We start from the raw sequence: 24205 nt of genomic DNA on the forward strand, positions 1-24205 counted from the left end.
GCGGCGTCAGGTGCGTGCTCTCGGCGTGCCGGGCGCGGACCCTCGTACTGGTTGTACGTGGGTCTGCGCCCGGTGCGCCGAGAGTGCGTGCATGGCGTCGCACGGCAGGCGGGAATTTGACGACAGGGCCTAGCCCGCCTGCCGGACGGCCTGCCCCCGGATCTCCAGACCGGCCAGCAGGTCGGCCGTGGCCTCGGCGATCACATCGACGGCGCGGTCGAAGACCTCGCGGTTGTGCGCGGCGGGGGCCCGGAAGCCGGAGACCTTGCGCACGTACTGGAGAGCGGCGGCCCGGATCTCGTCGTCCGTCGCCTCTTCGGGCAACGCGGGCGGGCGAAGGGTCTTGATACTGCGGCACATGTCCAACAGTCTCCCTCGAACAGACGCATCTCTGCCATGATCGCCTCCGAGGCGGCCACCTGCAGAAGGGGCCGACCGACGAGAGGACTCGCATGACGACGAAGAGCGAACTCCGCGTGGCGGTACTGGGCCCGGGCGGCATAGGCGGCCTGCTCGCCGCGCTCCTGTCCAGGTCCGGCCACCGGGTCGTCTGCCTGGCCGGCGACGAGACGGCCAAGACGCTGCGGACGGCCAAAATCCAGGTCCGCAGCGGCCTGTTCGGCGACTTCACGGCCGAGGTCGACGCGGACACCGAACTCCGCGAACCGATCGACGCCTGCCTGATCGCGGTCAAGGCGACCGCCCTGGACGAGGCCCTGACGCGCGTCTCGCCCGCCGTGCTCGGCGACGCCCTGGTCGTCCCGTTCCTGAACGGCGTCGAACACCCGCGGACGCTGCGCACCCGGTACCGGCCCGACCGGGTCGCCCCCGCCGTCATCCGGGCGGAGTCCACGCGGGTCGCGCCCGGAGTGATCGAACACGGCACCCCCTTCGCCGAGATCGACCTCGCCGGCGACGAGGTCCCCCAGGACCTCCTCGACGCCCTCGCGCGGGCGTTCAGCGACGCCGGCCTCACCACTCGCGTCCTGACCGACGAGACGTCGGCCCTGTGGGCGAAGATGGCCTTGCTGGCCCCCTTCGCCCTGCTGACCACCCGCCGCGCCCTGCCCATCGGCGACGTCCGCACGCGTCACCGGGAGGAGTTGACGGCCCTGCTCGAGGAGACGTCGGCGGTCAGCCTCGCCTGTGGCGGTCCTGTCGACCCGGCCCAGGTGCTGGCCCGCCTCGACGCCTTCCCGCCCACCACCAAGTCGTCGATGCAGCGCGACGCCGAGGCGGGCCGCCCGCTCGAACTGGACGCCATCGGCGGCGCGTTGCTGCGTGCGGCGGACCGGCACGGCGTACCGGCGCCGGTGGCGACGCGCGTGGTGGGCGAGTTGAGGGCGGCAGGCCACTAGGGCCTGTCGTCAAATTCCCGTCGTCCGCCCGCAGGGCGGGCCGCGCGGCGTCAGGTGCGTGCTCTCGGCGTGCCGGGCGCGGACCCTCGTACTGGTTGTACGTGGGTCTGCGCCCGGTGCGGCGAGAGTGCGTGCATGGCGTCGCACGGCAGGCGGGAATTTGACGACAGGGCCTAGGACCTGCCGTCCGGACATGCCGGCGCCCGGCCACCCGGCGCCCACACACTCGTTCGTATGAAGCCCCGGAAGAAACTCGCCCCTCAAAATCGAACAGGCGTAGCATTGGGCCGTGGCTACGCCCTATGACTTTCCGAGTGACCTCCTCGCCGGCCAGGAGGAGCTGCATCAGGTCCGGGCCGAGCTGTCGGCCCTGCTGAGGCGGCTCCCCTGGTCGGTCGCACCCCTGGAGGGCTTCAGCGACGACAACGGCTGGCGCAAGGTCGAACGCCCCGCCTCCCCCGGCTGGACGGAGGACGAGCAGGCCGAGGTCGAGAAACTGCGCCGCCGCGAACACGAACTCGCGGTCTTCGTCAGCGGCCACCGCTTCTGGTCGGAGTTCACGGGGACGGAACGGGTCGACGCCCGCATGAGGCTGAAACACGCCCACGAGACGCCGGAAGAGCAGCCGTAAAGGCGGCTACAGGACAGCCGTGAGGACGACGGGCCCCACCGCTACGGCCGGGGCCCTTTGCCGACGCCGCGTATCGCCGGGCCTACTTCGGCACCTCAGACGCAGATCTGTTGCGTCTACGCATGACTACGGGCCGTAGATCACCCGATCGTGTGAGTTATTCCAATCTTCTACAACCACGCGAGTCCTTCACAAGTCGTACACGTGTAAGTCAAGAGCGATCCCTGGGGGACACGTGAACCAGCAGTACTCCAACCAGCCGCCCAAGAAGCGCAGCGTCGGCAAGATCGCCGGACTCGGCTGCGCGGGCGTCGTAGCCCTCCTGGTCATCGCCGGAGTGGCAGGCGGCGGCGGGAGCGACGACTCCACCGACACGTCCAAGAAGGACAAGGCCATCAGCGCCGCCGACGGACAGAACGCCGACAACACGAAGAAGGAGCCCGCCGAGCCCGCCAAGGAGGAGGCCCCGGCGCAGAAGACTCAGGCCGAGGAGTTCCAGGCCTGCGTCGCCAAGTCCGGCACCCCGACGGAGAAGGCCGCGGTCAAGCACGTCACCAAGGTCACCGGCGCCGACAAGCGCAACGACATCCTGGACGCCCCCGAGGTCTTCACCGACTTCAGCGGCGGGATGATGGGCCCGCACCAGGGCGAAGGAAAGCTGATCGCGTCCGCGTTCACGTCGTGCTACGAGTCCGACAACGGACTGGTGACCGTGTACGACAAGGACGGCGAGATCCTCGCCAACGCCAACTACTGATCCCCGCCCCCGTGGCCCTGCCCACCCGTGCGGGCAGGGCCACGACCACCCGGACGAGCCGCGAGCACAGGAAAGGCCCCCCAGGACAACCCTGGAAGGCCTTTGACCCGCTACCGAAGTCGGTGGGCGCGGACGGTTTCGAACCGCCGACATCCTGCTTGTAAGGCAGGCGCTCTACCCCTGAGCTACGCACCCCAGAACGAGTCGACAGCCTACCTTGCCCAGGGCCATGTCCCGCAAACCCGTATCGGGGGCCGTCCGGGATGTCCTGGGGTTATCCCCCGCAAGGATCCGGGAGTGGCCCGGATCCCGTGACGGGGGCCGGGTCCCTACGGTCGAAGGAGCGTCGTAGGACGGGCCGTGGGGCCGGTCCCGAAGTTCAGGGGGAGATCGTCATGGGCCGTACCCGTTCCGCTCGTGTACTCGCCGTCGCCGGAGCCGTCGTTCTGCTCGTGGTCGGTGTGGCCGGGTGCGGGGCCTCCGCCGGGGACGACAAGGAGCCCGAGCACCGGTCCTTCGCGCTGGAGGGGCGGACGCTGACCGTGGACTCCGACGACTCGTCGCTGGAGATCGTCGCCGCCGAGGGGCACAAGGCCGGCGCGGTCGAGGTGACCCGGTGGTTCCAGGGGTCGGTCGCGGTCGGGGCGGATCCCGAGGTGACCTGGGAGATGAAGGACGACCGGCTGGTGCTGCGCGAGAAGTGCTCCGGCATGATCGCCAACTGTTCGACCAAGCACCGTATCGAGGTGCCGCGCGGCGTCGCCGTGAAGGTCGAGGACGGGGACGGCGAGGTGCGGGCGCGCGGATTCCGGGACGCGTTGAGCGTGCGGACGGGGGACGGGTCGGTGCATGTCACCGACGCCACCGGCCCGCTGGACCTGCGGACGGGGGACGGTTCGGTGCGGGTCTCCGACGCCGGCGGCCCGCTGAAGCTGGAGTCCGGGGACGGCTCGCTGAGCGTCCATGACGTCACCTCGCGGCAGGTGCGGGCGAGGACCCGCGACGGTTCGGTGCAGCTTCAACTCGGCGCCGTGCCGGACCTGGTGGAGACTCGCAGCGGCGACGGCTCCGTGTCGATCGAGCTGCCGCGGGCCAGGTACCACGTGACGACCGAGGCCGGTGACGGCTCGGTGGACGTGTCCGTGCCGCGGGACGAGAGCAGCGCCCATGTCGTCTCGGCCCGCACCGGCGACGGACAGATTTCGGTGCACATGGCGAACTGATCGGCCCGTGTGTTCGTCCTGTACGGGTGGGAGAATGACACCGGCAGGGTGAATCACAGCACGGGAGAGGGATGTGACGGCGACACCTGAGCAGCCGAACTCGCCGTCAGTGCCGCGCGCACAGCGCGGCCCCGTGCGTGGGGGGCACGTCCCGGCCCGCGACGCCTCGCGGGCCGCAGACCGGGTCCGGCGCGACGCGCGTCACGCGCGGTCCGCGCTGTGTGACGCCCTCACCCTGGTCGCGCTGCCCCTGGTGGCCGCCCTCGCGCTGCCCGCCGCGTTCGCCGGCGGCGGCACCCGGCGCTGGTTCGGCGGGCGGGCCGAGAACCAGCGGGCCGAGGCGCAGGCGGCGAAGGACGCGGCGGCGGCCGCGTTCTACGAGCTGGACACCGCCCAGCGGGATCTGCGGATCTCGATCGAGACGATCACCGCCGTCGACGACTCCCCGGCCGCCCGCCGGGCGATCACGGACTTCGACGCGCTGGGACGGCGGATCGACGAGGTCTCCCGCCAGTACATCCAGGCCGTCGACGCGCACGACCTCGACCGCGACGACCTGGAGGCGTCGACGGCCACCCGGGCCCGTGCCGAGCTGACCAAGGCCAAGGACGACCTCGACAACGTCAGGCGGGAGCTGGACCGGTTCACGGACGGGCTCGGGCCGCTGCTCGGGAAGGCCGAGACTCAGCTGGCCCGGCTCGCCCCGGCCGTCGAGCGCGCCCGGCAGGGGCTGCTCGCCGCGTCGAACGCGCTGGACACCGTACGGGCCTCGGGGCTGACGGCGGACGACCTCGCCGCCCGGCTCGCGGCGCTGGCACCGGAGCTGACCAAGCTGAACCAGGGCGCCGGGCAGCATGGCGTCCCGCAGACGCTGGAGCGCGCCGAGCGGGTCGCCCGGGAGGCCGGGGCGGTGCGGGCGGAGGCCGAGCGGCTGCCGGAGCGGGCCGCCGAGATCGATCACCGGCTGGTTTCGCTGCGGACGCGCGCGCAGGCGCTGACCACGCGTGCCGAGCAGGTCGAGCCGGTGCTGAGCGAGCTGCGGCGCAGGTTCACCGTGGCCTGCTGGCAGGACCTCCAGGGCGTCCCGGAGCGGGCCGCGGAGAACGTACGGCAGGCGGAGCTGAAGCTGGCCGAGGCCCGGGCCGCGCGCGACGAACAGCGCTGGCCGGACGCGACCGCGCTGCTGTCGACGGTGCGGGCGCTGCTGAACGGCACGGACGAGTCGGTGTCGGCGGCCGGTGACCGGCTGCGCAGTCTGAACGCCGTGCAGAAGGATCCGCAGCGGGAGATCGAGCGGACCCGGTTCGCGATCCGGGACGCGCAGCGGCTGGCCATGGCGGGCCGGAACACCCCGGATCCGCGGCACGCGCGTCCACTGGACGATTCCGTAGCGCGGCTGGAGCGGGCGATCGGCACGCTGGAGGGCCGGCACCCGGACTACTGGCACTTCCTGACCGAGACGGAAGCGGTGCGGCAGTCCGTGGCCGGGGTGGTCGCCCTGATCCGCGAGGAGCGCGGCGCCGGACACTGAGCCCGCCCCTCCCCGGACGGCCGGTGGAGGAGCGGGCCCGCCGGGCGGTCAGGTGCGGTAGGCGTAGTACGCGGCGGTCGGGTACGACGCGATGAGGCTCGCCAGCGAACGCCGGTAGGTGTTGTTGGAGTGGTACGTCAGATACGGCACGCCCTGCGGGCTGCGGTAGGTGACGATCATGGTGTGGTCCTTGGACCCGTCCTTGTCGAAGTCCACCTGGAGCACGTCACCGACGTCCATCTGGTAGACGTTGGCGAGGCTGGTGGTCCGCTTGGAGTTCTGCGCGAACCAGGACCACTCGTTGACGCCGATGAACGAGTGCGACTGGATGTCGGCGTTGCCGAACCACCGGGTGTAGTCGTAGACATAGCCGGGGACGTGCTTCCAGCCGCCGGCCTTCAGGGCCTGGCTGACGAAGTTGGTGCAGTCACCGCCCGCGCCCTGCCCGTTGAAGTTCGGGTAGTCCTTGTTGTAGTTGCTCCAGTGCTTCTCCGCATAGGCGGCCATGGCCCTGTAGTCGAGCGCGGCGCCCGTGAGGGTCTTGCGCTTGGGCGGCGCGGGGTAGCTGGTCGCGGCGCGCGGAGCCGACGGCATGGTGGTGTTGGCGGGGGCCTTGGGAGCCTTCACCGACGGCTTCGCGAGGGTGTTGACCGCGATGCCCTGGTCGGTGTCGCGGATGCCGGTGAGCTGCCAGTTGCCGTGCCGGTCGGCGGTGAAGGTGAGTTCGTGGTGGGCCTGGAACCGGGTCGTCGCGGGCTCGTTGCCGCGGGCCTCGGCGTAGGTCAGGGTGGTGGTCTCGGTGACCGCGGCCTTGGCCTTGCGGCCCTTCACGCGCGTGGCGTTCAGGGTGACGTCGGTGGTGGCCTTGCGGTACGTCTCGCCGAGCCGCTCCAGACGGTCCTTGCGGCCCTCCAGCGCGGACAGGGCGCTGTCTTCGCCGCGGGCCGCCTTGGTGGACAGCCGGACGTCGTCGGTGAAGCCGTCGGTGAGCGGCTTGTCGCTTCGGCTCTGTCCGCCGTCGACGAGGGCGTTGGTGCGGTCGGTGAAGACCGCGTCGGCCAGCCGCTGGAAGGTGGCCTTGGTGCGGGCGTCGACCGTCGGGTCGTCGGTGACCGTCGCGCCGGCGCTCCAGTTGGGCAGCAGCGCAACTCCGGCGACGACGGAGACGGCAGCCGCCCCGACTATGGTGGCCCGGCGGCGTGCATGGGTCAGTTTTCTCGATCTCACGGAATCCTCCTCGCCGGGTTGGTCGAACCCGGGCAAGGAATCTTTACACCATCTCCGCAAGCCAGATGAAGGCAGGGCGACGATTACTTCACCACTGTGTCCCAATCGGGAGATTGGGCGGGGTCGAGGGTGCGCAGCCGCTGCAGGGTCTCGGGCTTCTGTACGTCCATCCAGTCGGCGAGCTCCCGGAAGGACACGCATTTGACGTCCTTTTTGGTGCAGACGTTCTCGATGACCTGGTCGACGGCTTTCATGTAGATGCCGCCGTTCCATTCCTCGAAGTGGTTGCCGATGAAGAGCGGGGCCCGGCTGCCGTAGTAGACCCGGTTGAAGCCCGCCATGTAGGTGTCGAGGGTCTCCTGCTGCCACTTGGCGTACTGGGCCGGGTCGCCGTCGGTCTCGCCGTCGGACTGGTTGTAGAGGAAGTTGAAGTCCATGGACAGGCCCTGGAAGTCACCGCCCTCGTACGGGAGCATCTGGAGCGGGAAGTCCCATATGGCGTTCTTCTTGGTGGGCCATATCTGGAAGTCGCCCGTGGAGCTGGCGTCGTAGCGCCAGCCGTAGCTCTTGCCGGCCTTCAGCAGGTTCTCCTGGCCCTCCAGGCAGGGCGCGCGGCCTCCGGTGACCTCTTTCCTGAAGTCGAACGGCAGCGGGTCCATGTCGGTGTAGCCGGTGTTGGACTTCCATTTCTCCGCGAAGTCGAAGAACTGGTCTATCTCGCTCTTCCACTCCTCGACGCTCCAGTCGCCGCCGCCCTTGGGTCCGCAGAAGTGGCCGTTGAAGTGGGTGCCTATCTCGTTGCCGTCCTTCCACGCCTTGCCGAGCTGCTCCACGGTGGTGCGTATGTGCTCGTCGGTGGGGAAGCTGATGGCCGCCGAGCCCTTCGGGTGCTGGGGCGGGGTGTAGAGGTCCTTCTTGTCCTTGGGCAGGAGATAGATGCCGGTGAGGAAGAAGGTCATGTGGGCGTTGTACCGCTTCGCCATCTCCCGGTAGTGGGAGAAGAGCTCGTCGTCGCCCTGGAGCGCGCCGTCCCAGGAGAAGACCACGAACTGCGGCGGCTTCTGCCCCGGCTTGAGCGGCACGGGCTTCAGCTGGCCCTTCTGCGGGCCGGTGTAGGAGGTCGAGCCGTCGCCGAGGACCTTGGTCTTTCCGTCCCACTGCGGTGCGTGGCTCGACCCGGCGGCGGGCCGGCGGTCGCTGTTCCGGTCGGCTGAGGACGCGGTGGGGGCGCTGTTGGTGCGGGTCAGCAGCAGATAGCCGCCGACGAGGGAGGCGACGACGAGGAGGGCGGCCAGGGTCAGCTTGCCCGGGGGCGGATTGCGGCGGGCTGCTCGGGGTCGGCGGCGGCGGCCGGACGGTGATTTCATGCGCGGCTCATTCTGCGAGGGGCTGGGGAGGCTGGGCGGGGCTGAGGAGGTCCGGTTCGCCGGGTCAGCCGAGACCGAGGGCACCGGACCAGATGGCGTAGGGGACGCTTTCGGCGGGAGTGCCGGCGACGCCCTTCAGCGGCAGTGGTTCGAGGCTCTTGGCGAGGTCGATGCGGTAGGTCACGACGGCCGTCGAGACGGACTCGGCGGTGCCGACGTACCAGGCCGCCGTGTCGCCCTGGGTGGTGCCGACCTTGCCCGCCGTGCCCGGGGCGAAGGCCGCGGTCTCGGGGTGGGCCAGAGCGTAGGCGTCCCGGAGGGCGGACCGGACCTGCTCGGCCACCTTCGCCGGGACCGCCCGCCGTTGGGCCGGCTTGTCCATTTTCATGCGGGAGCCGTTGTGGGTGATCCGCGCCACCGAGTACGGCTCGACATGCTTGCCCGCGGCTTCGAAGGTGGCGTATCCGCTGGCCATGCGGATCGCGCTGGGGGTGGCGCTGCCCAGGGACAGGGCCGGCACCTGGGCGCCGAAGCTGGAGGAGAGCAGGCCGGCCGCCTCCGCGGTCTTGCGCACCTTGTCCAGACCGGTGTCCATGCCGAGTTGCATGAACGGGGTGTTCGCGGACTGGGCGAGGGCCTGGTGCAGGCTGATCTGCCCGTAGTTCTTGCGGCCGTCGTTGCGGGCGGCGACCTTCTTGCCGGCGCGGTCCCAGTAGGGCCCTTCCGGCGTCGTGACGGGCACGCCGTCGTCGCCGTCGTACAGGGTCTCGGGCGTGACCTGGGTCGCGGCCCCGTCGCGGGTCTTGTGGACGCCGTGGTGCAGCGCGGCGGCGTAGACGAAGGGCGTGAAGGCCGAACCGGCGGGGACGGTGGTCGCGTTGGACTCGTTGTACCCCTGCTTGCGGTGGTCGGGGCCGCCGTAGACGGCGAGGATACGGCCGTCGGCGGCCACCGAGGCGGCGCCGTAGTGCGCGGTCTTCGCCGCCGCCGGATGGTCCTTCGCCGCCTTCTTGCGGGCCTTGGTCACGGCTTCGGTGAGCGCGTTCTCCCGTTTGCGGTCGAAGGTCGTATATATCTGGAAGCCACCGAGGTCGAACTCCTTGTCCGAAAGGTGTCCGACCTTCTTGGCGTACTGCGCGGCCAGCTCGACGAGGTAGTCGCTCTGCTTTCCGGTGTCGAAGACCCGGCCCGGCGGCAGCGGCTCGGGGAACTTGCGGTACTCGGCCCGCTCGGACGCCGAGAGCTTGCCGATGTCGACCATCCGGTCCAGGATCCAGGTCCAGCGCTCCACCGCCCGGTCATGGTTGGCCTTGCTCAGCGCCGGGTCGTACAGGCCGGCGCCCTTGAGGAGGGAGGCGAGGAAGGCGGCCTCGCTGACGTTCAGCTCCCCCACGTCCTTGCCGTAGTACGCCTGCGCGGCCCGCTGCATGCCGTAGGTGCCGCGGCCGAACCAGCTGGTGTTGAGGTAGCCCTCCAGGATCTCGTCCTTGCTCATCCGGTTGTCGAGCTTGAGGGCGAGCAGGGCCTCGGTGAACTTGCGGCCGATCGAGCGGTCCTGGTTGAGGTAGACGTTCTTGACGTATTGCTGGGTGATCGTGGAGCCGCCCTGGGTGTCGCCCTCGCCGACGGTGCGCCACAGGGCGCGGCCGACGCCGCTGACCGAGATGCCGGGGTCGCTGTAGAAACCGGCGTTCTCCGCGGCGAGGACCGCCCAGCGGACGTCCTCGGGTATGTCCTTCAGCGGCATGTTCTGCCGGCGCACCCAGCCGGTGCGGGCCATGGGCGTGCCGTCGGACCAGAAGTAGACGTTGTCCTGCTGGGTGGCGTACGTGTTGAGGTTCTCCGGGATGTCGGTGGCGGCGTAGGCCAGGCCGAAGGCCACGGTGCTCAGGCCGAGCAGCGTCAGCACGCCGCCGAGCCACTGCCGCCAGGAGGGCGCCCAGCGGCGCCAGCCGGTGCGGCCGGGGCGCGGGTAGTGCGGGCGCAGCCGTCGCAGGTACGGCGCGAGACGGGCCGCCCAGGGAGCGAGGCGGGCCACCAGGGGAGCGGCGGCGGCTCTGACGCGGGCAGGGCCGGAGGGGCGCGCGGCCCTGCGGCGACGGCCCTGCGCGCGGGATCCGCCTGCCTCGGAGGAGTCTCCCGCGTCTGAGGAGTCCGTACCGGAGGAGTCCGCGCCGGAGGAGTCGTCCTTGCCGGAGGATTTGTCCTTGCCGGAGGAGTCGCCCGGATTTTGGCTTGAAGGCGTCTCGACCGTCCGCAGCTGCACGGTCTCGTCCGGCGGCGCGGCGGCCTTCAACTGCATGGTCTCGTCCGGCGCGAGCGCGGGGACCTTCAAGTGCATGGTCTCGTCCGGCTCTCGCCCAGCCCTGGTCACGGCTGCGCCCCTCCCCGCTTTCGGTGGTGCCCGCGTGGAAGAACACGGCTGCCGCGTTCTACGGCAGCGAGCCCTGTCCTCCCCGGCCTTGCGGCTCCTCGCGGCAATCGAAAAATATCAGTGCTCTTTTCAATTCCTCCACACCGGTATCGGACGAGATCGATCACAAAGGGCCACAGACAGGTGCGTATCCGGTCAGGCCGTTTAGTCTGTGCCCATGCCTCGCTACGAGTACCGATGCCGCAGCTGCGGCGACACGTTCGAACTCAGCCGTCCCATGGCCGAGTCCTCCGCCCCCGCCAGCTGCCCGGCCGGGCACGACGACACGGTGAAGCTGCTGTCGACGGTGGCCGTGGGCGGCACGGCGGGCGCCCCCGCGCCGAAGCCTACCGGCGGCGGGGGCGGTGGGTGCTGCGGTGGAGGTTGTTGCGGTTAGGCAGCCCCTCGGGCGGCCTTCAAGAACTCCCTGAGGATCCGCTCCCCCGCCAGGACCCCGCGCTCCGGCAGGGCCCTGACCGCCGGGGCGCTCCAGTCGCTGTCGGCCAGTTCGCCGTGGCCGGGGCGCCAGCCGCGGTCGGCGGCCAGGAGCAGGTCGGCGTCGAGGAGGGAGTCGCCGGCCGCCAGGGTCAGCTCCGCTCCGGTGCGCCGGGCGACCTCGTGCAGGGCGGCGCTCTTGGTCAGCGGCTTCGGGACGGCGTAGATCTTGCGGCCCTGCAAGGAGACCGTCCAGCCCCGGTTCTCCGCCCACACCGCGAGCTCCTTCACCCACTCCTCGGGCAGCAGCTCGCGCTCCACGACCAGATAGGCGAAGAGGTCCTCGGCGATCCGGTGCTTGCGCACCCACGCCGGGGACGCCGTCGCCATCAGATGGTCCTGCACCTCGGCGAGCGGCGCGCACCGCTCGGCGAGCCGGGCGGCGACCCGCGCGTTCCAGTCCGGGTCACAGACGCCGTCGACCAGCAGATGGCCGCCGTTGGCGCAGATCGCGTACTTGGGTGTGGGGCCCGGCAGGTTGATGCGCTCGTACTGCTTACGGGTCCGGGTCGTCGTCGGCACGAAGACGGCCGCGTCGCCGAGGTCGGTCAGCAGCTGCGCCGCCGTCTCGGTCATGTACGACAGCGGCCTGCTCTCGTGCACCTCCACGCACAGCAGCCTCGGTGCCCGCGCGTCCGGCATGGTCAGCGCCAGCGCCGCCGACGAATAGATGAGCGTACGGTCGAGGTCGCTCGCCACCAGCACCGGCATCAGACGTTCACCGCCCTGCCGTCGGCGCCCGTCGCGCCCCGCGTGTACTTGGGGTGGATCAACCCCACGCAGGTGTACGGCAGTTCGGTGACCTCTTCCACCGGAACCCCTCTCTGTTCGGCCAGCAGTCGTACATGGTCCAGGTCGGCGCCGGCACCGGCCCGCGCCAGGATCTTCCAGGGCACTCGGCGCAGCAGCACACGCGTGGTCTCGCCGACGCCGGGCTTGACGAGGTTCACGTCGTGGATGCCGTACTCCTCGCTGATGCGCTCGACGGCCGCCCAGCCCTCCCAGGTCGGCTCGCGGTCGGCGGCCAGCAGCTCCTTGGCGGTGGCGTCGACCGCGTCCGCGACCTCGGGGAAGCGTGCGGAGACGGCGTCCAGGAAGGCCACGGAGACGTCGGCGTCGGCGAGTTCGCGGTAGAACTTCGCGCCGTGGTAGTCGTGCGGCCCGACCAGGTCGGCGCGCAGGACGGTGCGGGAGATCAGCCCCGAGACGGTGGAGTTCAGGCACGCGGACGGGATCAGATAGTCCTCGCGGGTGCCGTACGTCCGCACGCACGAGCCAGGGTCGGCGAGTACGGCGATCTCCGGGTCGAAGCCGGTGATGCCGTCGGACGCCGCGAACTCCTCGATCGCCGCGGTCAGTTCACGGGTGATGGCACCCTTTCCGGTCCAGCCGTCGACGAAGACGACGTCGCGGGGGTCGTGGTGTGCGGCCAGGAAGCGCAGGGCGTTGGCGTCGATGCCCCGTCCGCGCACGATCGACACGGCGTAGTGCGGCAGTTCGAGGCCGTGCCGGAACTGAGCCCAGCGGCGCATGAGGATGCCGACGGGCGTGCCGGCGCGGGCGAGCGAGACGAGCACCGGGCGCGGCGAACGCTCGGCGAGGACGAGTTCGGTGACGGCGCCGGCCGCCTGCGCCAGCCGTGCCGCCGACTCCTCCAGCGCGGAGTGGAACAGCGCCTGGTACTGCTCGCTGGGCTGGTACTCCACCGGCAGCGACTCGGCGTAGTGGGCGCCCCCGCTCTGGATCGCCTCCTCGCGCTCCTCGGTCGGCGCCTCCAGCGTCACCGCCGAGAGGTCCTGGAGCAGCCAGCCGACCTCGTCCGGGGCGTACGAGGAGAAGTCGGGGCCACGCAGGGGCTCGGGCAGCATCGGGGGCCTTTCGGGGACGGACCGGGATCCGGGGACGTACGAGGGCACGACCGCGAGCAGCACGCGGGGGGTGTGCGCGGCGAGCCGGGCCAGCAGCCCGCCGGGGGCGTGCAGTTCCGGGGTGTCGGCCGTCGAGTCGACGACGGCCACGACCGCGTCGAAGCCGGCGCCGGCGACGTTGTAGGCGTAGCGCTCGCCGGGGCCGTCGGCCGGGTCGTCGTGGGCCGGGAAGACGAGACGAGTGCGTATCGCGTAGCCGGGGTCGTCGACGGCGAGGACGGGTGAGCGGGTGGTGGTGGAGTAACGGACCTCGGCGTCGGTGGTCCGCTCCAGCTCGCGGGCGAGCCTGAGGGGGGCGTACATCAGCTCCTCGAAGCCCAGGACCAGCACGCGGCGCGCCTGGGCGGGCAGTGCCTCCGCCAGGCCGGCGGCCATGGCGGGGAGGGCGCCTTCGAGGCGGGTGCGGTGCTCGGGGGTGAAGCCGTGGCGGCCACCGTCGGGGAGACCGTGGGGCCAGCGCAGGTCGACGCGGGTGACGTGGGGGGCGGTGCGGCTGTCGTCCGGGAGCGGGCCACCGGGGGCCGGTGCGGGGGACTGCGCGACCGGCCCCGACGGCGATACGGCGGACGGACCACCCACCGCGGCGCTCTCCGCCTCGAACCGCGCGACCAGCTCCTGCCCCTTCTCCAGCACGCCCTCCGGCAGCCGTACGGTCCCCGAGGCGGACGCCACCAGGTCGACGCGGGCACCGATCTCCGCGGCGAAGTCCGCGAGGCGCCCCGCGTCGGCCGCCGAGCGCATGTCGACCAGGGCGACGACCACGTACCTGCGCCGGGGATGGCGCGCATGAAGATCCCGCACGGTGTTCAGCACCGTGTTCCCCGTGGAGAACTCGTCGTCGACCAGCACCAGCGGGCCGTCGCCGGCCAGCAGCGCCGGGTCCTCCGGCAGCAGCAGATGGGACGTGGCGTGCGAGTGGGACTCCTCGAAGCCGCCCGCACGAGCGACCCCGGCGACCGGGCGGCGCGTGGAGTGGAGGTACGGCGCGAGCCCGATGCCGTCGGCGACGGAGTGGCCCAGCCCGGTCGCCGTCTCCGCGTAGCCGAGGACGACCGCGCGCGCGGCCTCGTCGGCGCCCAGCAGCTCCCGCACCCGGCGGCCGAGGGTGAACCCGGCGTCGTACACCACGGACGGTGACTGCGGTACGTGCTTGCCGAGCACGTTGGAGACCAGCAGATGGGCCCGTTTGGGGTTGCGGCGCAGGGCGAGCCCCAGGACGTCCCTGAGCTCGTCATCGCCCTCCAGCTGGACTCCGAGCCGCTCGGCGACCCAGCTGCCGGACCAGTCCCCGTCGTTCACTGCGTTGTTCATGCGTCCCTTGGTCGATTGCGGCCGGTAGGCCGGGTTCAGGCCGGAATCCCGGCGGCGAGCAGCTCCACGAAGCCGATGTCCTCATTGGCCACGCCGAACACCTCGGCGCGCAGCAGGGTGCGCTCGGCCCAGGCTCGGTGCGGCTTCACCTCGTTCATCTTGTTCGTGTACTGCGAGCGCAGTACACCCCCGCCGCAGCGATCGGGTCGCAGGATGTCCTTGGCGTCGCTGTACTCCTCGTGACTGACCACGGACAGGGCATGCACGGGCAGCACATGGGAGGGGTGGATGCAGGTCTTGCCCAGCAGGCCGTTGGCGTGGTCCATCGTGATCTCCCGGAGCAGGCCGTCCATGGAGTGCTCGATGAGGGCCTCGCGCAGCTGCTCGGCCTGGCCCTCCAGGAAGGGGCTCCGGCGCAGCTGGGGCTTGAACATACGTTCCTGCACCCGGAAGTACTCCCACACCGGCCCGGTCACCGTGAACCCGGTGCCGTCGGCTCTGCCCAGCATGTTCACCACGTCGGCGATCACGGAGGCGACGATCTGGACGTCGTACGCGGTCATGTCGGGCGCCCGGCGCAGGCCGTACGACGAGCAGAAGTCGGTCACCCCCAGCCGCAGCGCGAGCACGCGGTCGCGGTACTTGTCGACGACCCGGAAGATGCCCTCCAGGGTCTCCACCCGCGACTCGCGGTAGAGCAGCTGGGGCGACTCCAGGACGGGCATGGCGAACAGCCGGCGTCCGCTGTCCGCCTCGGCCGTCGCGAGGGCCTCCAGGAAGGGCATGCCGCGCTCTTCGGTGAACTTCGGCAGTACGAATCCGGACAGCAGCCGGACGGCGGCACCGAGCCGCCGCACGAGGTCGGGGATCTGCTCGGGCGTACGGACCCGGATGAAGAGCAGCGGCAGATCCACGGCGCCCTCGCGTTCCGCGAGGTCGGTGAACTGCCGGACGAGGTTCTCCTCGCCCTGGGCGACGTCCTCGTCGCCGATCGAGTCCTCCAGGCACAGCACCATCGAGACCACGCCACGTCCGGTCTGCTTGACGATGTCGTCGGCGAGCCGCGGCCGGGTGGCCGGGCTGTAGAGAGTGGCGCCCAGGGCCGCGGAGAGCAGCCGAGCCGGGGAGTCGGCGGAGAACTCGCACGGCTCCTGATGGAAGAGACGCTGCCGCACCTCCGGGGCGATGTGCCCGAAATGACGCATAGAGCTCCCCCGTGGTGGCTCAGTGGCCCCTGTGACCGGTTCACAGGTGGCCGGTAATAGTACGTAGATACCCACGTCTGGGGTTCCCGACGGGCATGAATTTCTGGTAACGCGGACAAACACGACCGTGTACGGCGGGTCGCACCCCCGCGTTGTCGTGACCAGGACGGAGAAGGCAGGATGACGGCATGACGCACGCGATGCTGAAGGGGTCGAACGTCCCGCTCGAGGTCACGACGGTGCGCGCCGTGCTGCGCTGGACGCCCGGGCAGGGGGTTCCGGATGTCGATGCCTCGGCGCTGCTCCTCGGCCTCGACGGTCGTGTGCGTTCCGACGAGGATTTCGTCTTCTACAACCAGCCCCGGCACCCCTCGAACAAGGTCTGGCGGCTCGGCAAGAAGCGGCTCGCCGACGGCCTCACCGACACGATCCAGACGGATCTGGCCGGTGTCGAGCCCGGCGTCGGCCAGATCCTGCTGGTCGCCTCGGCGGACGGCGTCACCTTCGACCGCGTACGGGACCTGCGCATCCTGCTGTACGACGCGTCGGCCGCCGACGGTGATCCGCTGGCGTACTTCGACATCAAGCCGGAGACGGGCCAGGAGACGGCCCTGATCTGCGGCGAGCTGTACCGCCGCGGAGAGGGCTGGAAGTTCCGCGCGCTGGGCGAGGGCTACTCGGACGGCCTCAGGGGCCTGGCCACGGACTTCGGCATCTCGGTGGACGAGTCGGAGGCGGCTGCGGAACCCCCGCCGACGCCCGAGGTCTCCCAGCCCCTGCCCCCCGAGCAGCCGACGACCACGCTCCCGCCCCAGCCGGCGTACGGCTACCCTCAGCAGCCCCCCGCGACCCAGCCGGCCTACGGCTACCCCCAGCCGGCCGGCCGGCCGGCGGTGGCCCCGTCGGGTTACGGCTACCCGCCGCCGGTGACGGCGGCGGCACCGGCCGCGGATTTCCGCCTGCCGCCGCAGGGCCCGCAGTTCATCGGACGGTAGCCGCGGCGCCGCAAGGGGCGCGGGGCCGCGTCGACGCGTGCGCACCCGCCCGGACCCGGCGTCAGCGCTCCGCCTTGGTCTTGTACCCGCGGCCCCATTGCAGTCCCCACCCGAACAACCGGTCGAGCTCGGCCTGGAACCCGTAGACGAACTTCACCTCACGCCGGACCCAGATCTCGTCCTTCACGTTCTCGATCATCACCACGGCACAGGACCGGGCCTGCGGGTGACGTTCGTCGAGGCCGATCTCGATCCGCGGCCCGTTGCTCGGGTACAGCGTGACGATCGCATGTGTACGGTCGAACGCCGGCGTCTGGTCGTAGATGTACACGAAGACCAGCAGCCGCTTGATGTTCTCCCTATGGTCGAGGTTGACGTAGATCGTCTCCCCCGACGCCGACCCGAACCGGTCGTCCCCGCTGAGCTTCACATACGGCGGCGAGTTCACGTCCCCGAGGAACCCGCCCAGCGGCTGGACGACCCCCTTCGTCCCGTCGGCCAGCTCGTACAGACACCCGAGGTCGAGGTCGACATTGACCATGCTCTGGCTGTGCCCGAGCACCTCCGGCGGCTTGAGCGCCTTGAACGGATGGCGCAGCAGGCTCTCCCGCTGCGATCCCCCGATGTCCGACGTCCGCATCCGCCAGGTCAGATTGATCCGCAGATGCCCGGTCGCGGCGCCCTGCTTGGTCAGCGACACCCGGTCGTGCCGCTTCGTCAGCTCGATCGAGTTCGACGACGCGCTGCCCGAGTCGAACTCGGCCGCCCGGCCACGCCAGAGTCCGTCCAAGAACCCCATTCCGCCCCCCACGTCCCCAAGTCCAGCGTTCGCCGGAAAGACCGGCGGGGCGGCCGGAGGCCCGGCCGCCCCGCACAGAGCGTTCCTCACCCGCAGGGTTGTCACACCCCGGACGACACCTCAGTCTTCTCGTCCGAGGCCGCCGCTTTTCCCTCCGCTGCCGCCAGTGCGCGGTTGCGGCGGACGGAGGACCAGAAGGAGGCGCCGATCAGGACCACACCGATCATGCCGGTGATGATCTCGTTGATCTCGTACTGGATGGTGACCAGCAGGATCATGGCGAGCGCGCCGATCGCGTAGTGGGCGCCGTGCTCCAGGTAGACGTACTCGTCGAGAGTGCCCTGGCGGACCAGGTAGACGGTCAGCGACCGGACGTACATCGCGCCGATACCCAGACCCAGTGCCATCAGGACGATGTCGTTGGTGATGGCGAAGGCGCCGATCACGCCGTCGAAGGAGAAGGACGCGTCCAGGACCTCGAGGTAGAGGAACATGAAGAACGCGGCCTTGCCGGCCATGGCCACCGCCGAGCGGGGCTTTCCTGTTCGTGCGGCCTCTTCCTCGGCCTCGTGCTCGCGCTCCTCCTCTTCTTCGAGCTTGTCCTCGAAGAAGCCGGACAGACCGCCCACGATCATGTACGTGATCAGACCGGCGATACCGGAGAGCAGGACCGTCTCTGCCTTGTCGACATGGGCGCCGCCGTGCTGGTGGGCGTGGGTCGCGAAGGTCATCGCCGAGATCAGCAGGATGATCAGCGCGATGCAGACCGAGAGCATGTCGATCTTGCCGAGCTTCGCCAGCGGGCGCTCCAGCCAGCCGAGCCACTTGATGTCCCGGTCCTCGAAGATGAAGTCCAGGAAGATCATCAGCAGGAACATGCCACCGAACGCGGCGATCGCCGGGTGCGCGTCGGTGACGAGCTCCTGGTAGCGGTCCTTGTCGCTGAGCGCGAGGTCCACCGCCTCGATCGGTCCCAGCTGGGCGCTGATGGCCACGATCACGACGGGGAAGACCAGTCGCATACCGAAGACGGCGATCAGGATGCCGATGGTGAGGAAGATCTTCTGCCAGAAGGCATTCATCTTCTTCAGGATTCCGGCGTTGACCACCGCGTTGTCGAAGGACAGCGAGATCTCGAGGACGGAGAGGATCGCCACGATGCCGAAGGCGGTCCACCCCCCGAAGAGGACCGCTGCGACGAGGCCGAGCGCGGTGACCGCGAACGACCAGCCGAAGGTTTTCAGAACCACTGGCTACCCAATCCTGTGTGTACGGGGCTCCCCCGCGCCGCACTCGGCTTTACGAACTTTTGAAGCCGAAGTCTAGTCGGCTCCCCCTTGCCCCCCACTGGGCCCCGGCTTTTGCTCATATCGCGTTATGAGACGTTGACCCCGAAGTCCAGCGCGATGCCGCGCAGACCCGACGCGTACCCCTGCCCCACCGCCCGGAACTTCCATTCGCCTTGGTAGCGATAGACCTCGCCGAAGATCATGGCGGTCTCGGAGGAGGCGTCCTCGCTCAGGTCGTAGCGGGCGAGTTCCTGGCCGTCGGCCTGGTTGACCACGCGGATGAACGCGTTGCTGACCTGGCCGAAGGTCTGGCCGCGCTCGTCGGCCATGTGGATGGAGACCGGGAAGACGATCTTGTCGCAGTGGGCCGGCACCTTCGAGAGGTCGATCACCAGCGACTCGTCGTCGCCGTCGCCCTCGCCGGTGAGGTTGTCCCCGGTGTGCTCCACCGAGCCGTCCGGGCTCTTGAGCTGGTTGTAGAAGACGAACCACTCGTCGCCCAGGACCCGTCCGCCGTTGCACATCAGGGCGCTGGCGTCGAGGTCGAACGGGGCTCCGGTGGTGGAGCGTGCGTCCCAGCCGAGCCCGATCATCACCTGGGTGAGGTTCGGTGCGGCCTTGGACAGGGAGACATTTCCTCCCTTGGCGAGCGTGACGCCCATGATGCTGGTCCCTCCCCGGGGTGATGCTTCTTTGGTTGTCCTGCCCTCCCCCAAGCGGGGGCACCCCCAGGCGCCGCACCCGAACGGTACGGCGCCTGGCTCATCCGGAGGTGTGCTCGGCTCAGACGTTCACGCCGAAGTCCTGCGCGATGCCGCGCAGGCCCGAGGCGTAGCCCTGGCCGATGGCGCGGAACTTCCACTCCGCGCCGTGCCGGTACAGCTCGCCGAAGACCATCGCGGTCTCGGTGGACGCGTCCTCCGAGAGGTCGTAGCGCGCGATCTCGGCGCCGCCGGCCTGGTTCACGACGCGGATGAACGCGTTGCGCACCTGGCCGAAGGACTGCTGGCGGTTCTCGGCGTCGTAGATCGACACCGGGAAGACGATCTTCTCGACGTCGGCCGGGACGCCCGCGAGGTTGACCTTGATCTGCTCGTCGTCGCCCTCGCCCTCACCGGTGAGGTTGTCACCGGTGTGCTCGACGGAGCCGTCGGAGCTCTTGAGGTTGTTGAAGAAGACGAAGTTGGCATCGCTGCCGACCTTGCCCGCGTTGTTCAGCAGCAGCGCGCTGGCGTCCAGGTCGAAGTCGGTGCCGGTCGTGGTGCGGACGTCCCACCCCAGACCGACGATGACCGCGGTCAGACCGGGCGCCTCCTTGCTCAGTGATACGTTGCCGCCCTTGCTGAGGCTGACTCCCACGAGTCCTCCATTGGTGTCCAGGGGCGGGGAGCCCCGCCGTGCGTTTGATATCGGATCAACGTCTCGATCCTAGTGACGGGTTCCCGAACCCCGCAGGGCTTGATGCCCAAGAATCACAGGTGTCGGCCACTGCGGGGCGGGTGGGCGCGTCAGAGGGTGTCGAGCGCCTTGACGTACTCGTTCAGGTCACGGGCGTCGGGCAGGGCGTTGACGACGGTCCAGCGCACGACGCCCTCCTTGTCGATGACGAAGGTGCCGCGCACCGCGCAGCCCTTGTCCTCGGCGAAGACGCCGTAGGCACGGCTGACCTCGCCGTGCGGCCAGAAGTCGCTGAGCAGCGGGTACTCCAGGCCCTCCTGCTCGGCGAAGACGCGCAGGGTGTGGATGGAGTCGTTGGAGACGGCGAGCACCTGGGTGTCGCGGTCGGAGAACTGCGGCAGGTTGTCGCGCACCTCGCACAGCTCGCCGGTGCACACGCCGGTGAAGGCGAAGGGGTAGAAGAGCAGGACGACGTTCTTGGAACCACGGAAGTCGGAGAGCTTCACGGTGGCGCCGTGGTTGTCCTTGAGCTCGAAGTCGGGGGCCTTGTCGCCGACCTGGATCGCCATCGTCGTGGATGTCCCTTCGGTGGGGCTGTTCGGGTGGTGTGTCCACCTTATGCAGCGGCCACCGGGGCCCGTGCAGGAGGCCGGGCCGGGCGTCAGCCCGGCCCGGCACCGGCCACCGGTTACTTCGGTTACTTCTTGGCCTTGGCGGCCTTGGGCGTCACCAGACGGCTGCCGCTCCAGTCCTTGCCGACACTGACGCTCTTGGACGCCGACAGCCCCGCCGTGGTCGCGGCTTCAGAGATGTCGCTCGGCTCCACGTAGCCGTCACGGCCCGTCTTCGGCGTCAGCAGCAGGATCGAGCCGCCCTCTTCGATGTACGTGGTGGCGTCCACCAGCGCATCCGTCAGGTCGCCGTCCTCGTCGCGGAACCAGAGCACCACGGCATCGGCGACGTCGTCGTAGTCCTCGTCCACGAGTTCACTGCCGACGACTTCCTCAATGGCCTCGCGGAGTTCCTGGTCTACGTCGTCGTCGTAGCCGATCTCCTGGACCACCTGCTCGGGCTGGAACCCCAGCCTTGCGGCAGGGTTCGTCCGCTCCTCCGCGTGGTCCGCGGTCGCGCTCACGGGTTGCCTCCTGATCATGTCTTGGGAATAACTCAGCCACGCGCGTGCGCGAAGCATTGGCCGTAGTCCACACGGGCGGGGCGGATCGCGCAAGTACCCGGCCGTTCAGACCGCCGAAACGGTGACGTTCCTGAACGTGTCACCGCAACTCCGCGCACACCATCATCGTCTCAGGGTGACGCGCACCACACCAATCTGCCCCCTTTGTGCGTTTGGGAACCATCCATAGGTACTCCACCGTTGACCAGGGGCCGGTTACCTCACAGTAGAGATGACGTATGGCGCCCCTAGGTACACGATGGTGAGCGGTGCAGACACCCAGAAACCCCTGAAACACGGCCCTCTGACAGGTAAGGAACAGCGTGGCTTCCGGATCAGATCGCAACCCGATCATCATTGGCGGCCTTCCGAGTCAGGTTCCTGACTTCGATCCCGAGGAAACCCAGGAGTGGCTCGACTCCCTCGACGCCGCCGTGGACGAGCGCGGGCGGGAGCGGGCCCGCTATCTGATGCTGCGACTGATCGAACGCGCCCGCGAGAAGCGCGTGGCCGTGCCCGAGATGCGCAGCACGGACTACGTCAACACGATCGCCACCAGGGACGAGCCGTTCTTCCCCGGCAACGAGGAGATCGAGCGCAAGATCCTCAACGCGACGCGGTGGAACGCGGCGGTGATGGTCTCCCGGGCCCAGCGCCCCGGCATCGGCGTCGGCGGTCACATCGCCACGTTCGCCTCCTCCGCCTCCCTCTACGACGTGGGCTTCAACCACTTCTTCCGCGGCAAGGACGAGGGCGACGGCGGCGACCAGGTCTTCTTCCAGGGCCACGCCTCCCCGGGCATCTACGCGCGCGCGTTCCTGCTGGACCGGCTCGACGAGCAGAACCTGGACGCGTTCCGCCAGGAGAGGTCGAAGGCGCCGTACGGACTGTCCTCCTATCCGCACCCGCGGCTGATGCCGGACTTCTGGGAGTTCCCGACCGTGTCGATGGGCCTCGGCCCGATCGGCGCGATCTTCCAGGCGCGGATGAACCGCTACATGGAGGCGCGCGGCATCGCGGACACCTCCAAGTCGCACGTGTGGGCGTTCCTGGGCGACGGCGAGATGGACGAGCCGGAGTCGCTCGGCCAGCTGTCCATCGCCGCCCGCGAGGGCCTGGACAACCTGACCTTCGTGGTGAACTGCAACCTCCAGCGCCTCGACGGCCCGGTACGTGGCAACGGCAAGGTCATCCAGGAGCTGGAGTCGATCTTCCGCGGCGCCGGCTGGAACGTGATCAAGCTGATCTGGGACCGCACCTGGGACCCGCTGCTCGCCCGGGACCGCGACGGCATCCTGGTCAACCGGATGAACACCACGCCGGACGGCCAGTTCCAGACGTACGCCACCGAGACCGGCGCCTACATCCGCGACCACTTCTTCGGTGACGACCAGCGGCTGCGCGCCATGGTCGAGGGCATGACCGACGACCAGATCCTGCACCTGGGCCGCGGCGGCCACGACCACAAGAAGATCTTCGCGGCGTTCTCGGCGGCCAAGGCGCACAAGGGCCAGCCGACGGTGATCCTGGCCAAGACGATCAAGGGCTGGACGCTCGGTCCCAACTTCGAGGGCCGCAACGCCACGCACCAGATGAAGAAGCTGACGGTCGACGACCTCAAGCGCTTCCGTGACCGGCTGCATCTGCCGATCGCCGACAAGGACCTGGAGAGCGGGGTGCCGCCGTACTACCACCCCGGGCGGGACTCCGAGGAGATCCAGTACATGCACGACCGCCGCAAGGGCCTCGGCGGCTACGTCCCGACGCGTGTCGTGCGCTCCAAGCCGCTGGCGCTGCCGGACGACAAGACGTACGCGACCGTGAAGAAGGGTTCCGGGCAGCAGTCGATCGCGACCACGATGGCGTTCGTACGGCTGCTGAAGGACCTCATGCGGGACAAGGAGCTCGGCAGGCGGTTCGTGCTGATCGCGCCGGACGAGTACCGCACGTTCGGCATGGACTCCTTCTTCCCGAGTGCGAAGATCTACAACCCGCTGGGGCAGCAGTACGAGGCGGTGGACCGCGATCTGCTGCTCGCCTACAAGGAGTCGCCGCAGGGCCAGATGCTGCACGACGGCATCTCGGAGGCGGGCTGCACGGCGTCCCTCATCGCGGCGGGCTCGGCGTACGCGACGCATGGCGAGCCGCTGATCCCGGTCTACGTCTTCTACTCGATGTTCGGTTTCCAGCGCACCGGTGATCAGTTCTGGCAGATGTCGGACCAGCTGGCGCGCGGTTTCGTCCTGGGCGCGACCGCCGGCCGTACGACGCTGACCGGCGAGGGCCTCCAGCACGCCGACGGCCACTCCCAGCTGCTCGCCTCGACCAACCCGGGCTGTGTGGCGTACGACCCGGCGTTCGGCTTCGAGATCGCGCACATCGTCAAGGACGGTCTGCGCCGGATGTACGGCGGCGACGCGGAGCATCCGCACGGCGAGGACGTCTTCTACTACCTCACCGTCTACAACGAGCCCATCCAGCACCCCGCCGAGCCCGAGAACGTCGACGTCGAGGGCATCCTCAAGGGCATCCACCGCTTCAGCGAGGGCACCTCGGGGTCGATCCCCGCGCAGATCATGGCCGCCGGTGTCGCCGTCCCGTGGGCGGTCGAGGCGCAGAGGATCCTCGCCGAGGAGTGGAACGTCAAGGCCGACGTCTGGTCGGCGACCTCCTTCAACGAGCTGCGGCGCGAGGCCGTGGAGTGCGAGGAGCACAACCTGCTGCATCCGGAGGAGGAGCAGCGGGTGCCGTATGTGACGCGCAAGCTGAGCGGGGCCGAGGGGCCGTTCGTGGCGGTGTCCGACTGGATGCGGTCGGTGCCGGACCAGATCTCCCGGTGGGTGCCGGGGACGTACCAGTCGCTGGGCGCGGACGGATTCGGGTTCGCGGACACGCGTGGGGCGGCGCGGCGGTACTTCCACATCGACGCGCAGTCGGTGGTCGTCGCGGTGCTGACCGAGCTGGCCAAGGAGGGCAAGGTGGACCGCTCGGCGCTGAAGCAGGCCATCGACCGGTATCAGCTGCTGGATGTGTCGGCGGCGGATCCGGGGGCGGCGGGAGGCGACGCGTAGCGCCGGAGCGTCAACCGCTCGATGGGGTGGTGT

General features: G+C 69.7%; 21 protein-coding genes and 1 tRNA gene. 8 read left to right on the forward strand and 14 right to left on the reverse strand.

What is annotated here, in order from left to right; genetic code table 11:
• Positions 1-129: 129 nt before the first annotated feature.
• Positions 130-360, reverse strand: a complete 231-nt coding sequence (locus ACHBTE_RS17040; protein ID WP_394724732.1) for a DUF2277 domain-containing protein — start codon at positions 358-360, stop codon at positions 130-132.
• Positions 361-452: 92 nt separating this feature from the next.
• On the opposite strand from ACHBTE_RS17040, the gene ACHBTE_RS17045 reads away from it, so the two are divergent.
• The 3 genes from ACHBTE_RS17045 (at position 453) to ACHBTE_RS17055 (ending at position 2746) form a co-directional block, all read left to right on the forward strand.
• Positions 453-1358 carry a ketopantoate reductase family protein gene (locus ACHBTE_RS17045; protein WP_394724733.1) on the forward strand — a complete coding sequence of 302 codons (906 nt, stop codon included), beginning with the start codon at positions 453-455 and terminating at the stop codon, positions 1356-1358.
• A gap of 289 nt (positions 1359-1647) precedes the next feature.
• Entirely contained in the window at positions 1648-1989 is a 342-nt protein-coding gene (locus ACHBTE_RS17050) for a hypothetical protein (protein WP_394724734.1), read from the forward strand.
• 235 nt (positions 1990-2224) lie between these two features.
• Positions 2225-2746, forward strand: a complete 522-nt coding sequence (locus tag ACHBTE_RS17055; RefSeq protein ID WP_394724735.1) for a hypothetical protein — start codon at positions 2225-2227, stop codon at positions 2744-2746.
• 123 nt (positions 2747-2869) lie between these two features.
• On the opposite strand, the gene ACHBTE_RS17060 is transcribed toward ACHBTE_RS17055, so the two are convergent.
• Positions 2870-2941, reverse strand: a tRNA-Val gene (locus tag ACHBTE_RS17060).
• A 200-nt stretch (positions 2942-3141) separates the two neighbouring features.
• Between ACHBTE_RS17060 and ACHBTE_RS17065 the strand changes: the two genes are divergently transcribed.
• Both ACHBTE_RS17065 and ACHBTE_RS17070 read left to right on the forward strand, forming a co-directional pair.
• Complete coding sequence (locus ACHBTE_RS17065) at positions 3142-3969, forward strand: DUF4097 family beta strand repeat-containing protein (protein WP_394724736.1); 828 nt, start codon at positions 3142-3144, stop codon at positions 3967-3969.
• A 73-nt stretch (positions 3970-4042) separates the two neighbouring features.
• Positions 4043-5500 carry a hypothetical protein gene (locus ACHBTE_RS17070; protein WP_394724737.1) on the forward strand — a complete coding sequence of 486 codons (1458 nt, stop codon included), beginning with the start codon at positions 4043-4045 and terminating at the stop codon, positions 5498-5500.
• Between the two features lie 48 nt (positions 5501-5548).
• Here the strand turns inward: ACHBTE_RS17070 and ACHBTE_RS17075 are convergent, their stop codons facing one another.
• The 3 genes from ACHBTE_RS17075 to ACHBTE_RS17085 form a co-directional block, all read right to left on the reverse strand.
• Positions 5549-6727, reverse strand: a complete 1179-nt coding sequence (locus ACHBTE_RS17075; protein WP_394724738.1) for an amidase domain-containing protein — start codon at positions 6725-6727, stop codon at positions 5549-5551.
• A gap of 83 nt (positions 6728-6810) precedes the next feature.
• The gene (locus ACHBTE_RS17080) at positions 6811-8094 is read right to left on the reverse strand and encodes a hypothetical protein (RefSeq protein ID WP_394724739.1); all 1284 of its coding nucleotides are present in this window, start codon (positions 8092-8094) and stop codon (positions 6811-6813) included.
• Between the two features lie 64 nt (positions 8095-8158).
• Entirely contained in the window at positions 8159-10468 is a 2310-nt protein-coding gene (locus ACHBTE_RS17085) for a transglycosylase domain-containing protein (protein ID WP_394724740.1), read from the reverse strand.
• Between the two features lie 217 nt (positions 10469-10685).
• Here ACHBTE_RS17085 and ACHBTE_RS17090 point away from each other — a divergent pair, with 217 nt between their 5' ends.
• Positions 10686-10904 carry a zinc ribbon domain-containing protein gene (locus ACHBTE_RS17090; RefSeq protein WP_394724741.1) on the forward strand — a complete coding sequence of 73 codons (219 nt, stop codon included), beginning with the start codon at positions 10686-10688 and terminating at the stop codon, positions 10902-10904.
• On the opposite strand, the gene ACHBTE_RS17095 is transcribed toward ACHBTE_RS17090, so the two are convergent.
• From ACHBTE_RS17095 to ACHBTE_RS17105, 3 genes are read right to left on the reverse strand one after another with little or no spacing between them, the layout of a single operon-like run.
• Positions 10901-11713: an HAD family hydrolase gene (locus ACHBTE_RS17095; RefSeq protein ID WP_394724742.1), complete on the reverse strand. Its 813-nt coding sequence runs from the start codon at positions 11711-11713 to the stop codon at positions 10901-10903. The genes ACHBTE_RS17090 and ACHBTE_RS17095 overlap by 4 nt on opposite strands.
• Positions 11713-14241, reverse strand: coding sequence for a phosphoribosyltransferase (locus ACHBTE_RS17100; protein WP_394724743.1), 2529 nt, complete (start codon positions 14239-14241; stop codon positions 11713-11715). Before ACHBTE_RS17100 ends, ACHBTE_RS17095 begins: the two co-directional genes overlap by 1 nt.
• Positions 14242-14276: 35 nt before the next feature.
• Positions 14277-15446, reverse strand: coding sequence for an HpcH/HpaI aldolase/citrate lyase family protein (locus ACHBTE_RS17105; protein ID WP_394724744.1), 1170 nt, complete (start codon positions 15444-15446; stop codon positions 14277-14279).
• A 188-nt stretch (positions 15447-15634) separates the two neighbouring features.
• On the opposite strand from ACHBTE_RS17105, the gene ACHBTE_RS17110 reads away from it, so the two are divergent.
• Complete coding sequence (locus tag ACHBTE_RS17110; RefSeq protein WP_394724745.1) at positions 15635-16441, forward strand: TerD family protein; 807 nt, start codon at positions 15635-15637, stop codon at positions 16439-16441.
• A gap of 61 nt (positions 16442-16502) precedes the next feature.
• Here the strand turns inward: ACHBTE_RS17110 and ACHBTE_RS17115 are convergent, their stop codons facing one another.
• The 6 genes from ACHBTE_RS17115 to ACHBTE_RS17140 all read right to left on the reverse strand — a co-directional run bounded on the left by ACHBTE_RS17115 (position 16503) and on the right by ACHBTE_RS17140 (position 21062).
• Positions 16503-17240 (reverse strand): Tellurium resistance, encoded by a 738-nt coding sequence (locus ACHBTE_RS17115; RefSeq protein ID WP_394724746.1) that lies wholly within the window; start codon positions 17238-17240, stop codon positions 16503-16505.
• A 101-nt stretch (positions 17241-17341) separates the two neighbouring features.
• A complete protein-coding gene (locus tag ACHBTE_RS17120; RefSeq protein ID WP_394724747.1) occupies positions 17342-18490 on the reverse strand; it encodes a DUF475 domain-containing protein in 1149 nt (382 codons plus the stop codon).
• Between the two features lie 125 nt (positions 18491-18615).
• On the reverse strand, positions 18616-19191 hold the full coding sequence (locus tag ACHBTE_RS17125; RefSeq protein ID WP_394724748.1) for a TerD family protein: 576 nt from the start codon (positions 19189-19191) through the stop codon (positions 18616-18618).
• 121 nt (positions 19192-19312) lie between these two features.
• On the reverse strand, positions 19313-19888 hold the full coding sequence (locus ACHBTE_RS17130; protein ID WP_394724749.1) for a TerD family protein: 576 nt from the start codon (positions 19886-19888) through the stop codon (positions 19313-19315).
• 149 nt (positions 19889-20037) lie between these two features.
• Positions 20038-20496 carry a peroxiredoxin gene (locus ACHBTE_RS17135; protein WP_048582333.1) on the reverse strand — a complete coding sequence of 153 codons (459 nt, stop codon included), beginning with the start codon at positions 20494-20496 and terminating at the stop codon, positions 20038-20040.
• 128 nt (positions 20497-20624) lie between these two features.
• The gene (locus ACHBTE_RS17140; protein WP_019757723.1) at positions 20625-21062 is read right to left on the reverse strand and encodes a DUF3052 family protein; all 438 of its coding nucleotides are present in this window, start codon (positions 21060-21062) and stop codon (positions 20625-20627) included.
• A 362-nt stretch (positions 21063-21424) separates the two neighbouring features.
• Here ACHBTE_RS17140 and aceE point away from each other — a divergent pair, with 362 nt between their 5' ends.
• Complete coding sequence (aceE, locus tag ACHBTE_RS17145) at positions 21425-24172, forward strand: pyruvate dehydrogenase (acetyl-transferring), homodimeric type (protein ID WP_394724750.1); 2748 nt, start codon at positions 21425-21427, stop codon at positions 24170-24172.
• Positions 24173-24205: the final 33 nt, after the last annotated feature.

Origin of the sequence: Streptomyces sp. M41 (genome assembly GCF_043673425.1) — a bacterium.
Lineage (GTDB): Bacteria > Actinomycetota > Actinomycetes > Streptomycetales > Streptomycetaceae > Streptomyces.

What these genes read in the sequence shown, in the direction of transcription:
- ACHBTE_RS17040 (WP_394724732.1), bottom strand. Translation starts at nt 360, where the DNA reads ATGTGCCGCAGTATCAAGACCCTTCGCCCGCCCGCGTTGCCCGAAGAG.
- ACHBTE_RS17045 (WP_394724733.1), top strand. Translation starts at nt 453, where the DNA reads ATGACGACGAAGAGCGAACTCCGCGTGGCGGTACTGGGCCCGGGCGGC.
- ACHBTE_RS17110 (WP_394724745.1), top strand. Translation starts at nt 15,635, where the DNA reads ATGACGCACGCGATGCTGAAGGGGTCGAACGTCCCGCTCGAGGTCACG.
- ACHBTE_RS17090 (WP_394724741.1), top strand. Translation starts at nt 10,686, where the DNA reads ATGCCTCGCTACGAGTACCGATGCCGCAGCTGCGGCGACACGTTCGAA.
- ACHBTE_RS17105 (WP_394724744.1), bottom strand. Translation starts at nt 15,446, where the DNA reads ATGCGTCATTTCGGGCACATCGCCCCGGAGGTGCGGCAGCGTCTCTTC.
- ACHBTE_RS17125 (WP_394724748.1), bottom strand. Translation starts at nt 19,191, where the DNA reads ATGGGCGTCACGCTCGCCAAGGGAGGAAATGTCTCCCTGTCCAAGGCC.
- ACHBTE_RS17100 (WP_394724743.1), bottom strand. Translation starts at nt 14,241, where the DNA reads ATGAACAACGCAGTGAACGACGGGGACTGGTCCGGCAGCTGGGTCGCC.
- ACHBTE_RS17065 (WP_394724736.1), top strand. Translation starts at nt 3,142, where the DNA reads ATGGGCCGTACCCGTTCCGCTCGTGTACTCGCCGTCGCCGGAGCCGTC.
- ACHBTE_RS17095 (WP_394724742.1), bottom strand. Translation starts at nt 11,713, where the DNA reads ATGCCGGTGCTGGTGGCGAGCGACCTCGACCGTACGCTCATCTATTCG.
- ACHBTE_RS17135 (WP_048582333.1), bottom strand. Translation starts at nt 20,496, where the DNA reads ATGGCGATCCAGGTCGGCGACAAGGCCCCCGACTTCGAGCTCAAGGAC.
- ACHBTE_RS17115 (WP_394724746.1), bottom strand. Translation starts at nt 17,240, where the DNA reads ATGGGGTTCTTGGACGGACTCTGGCGTGGCCGGGCGGCCGAGTTCGAC.
- ACHBTE_RS17080 (WP_394724739.1), bottom strand. Translation starts at nt 8,094, where the DNA reads ATGAAATCACCGTCCGGCCGCCGCCGCCGACCCCGAGCAGCCCGCCGC.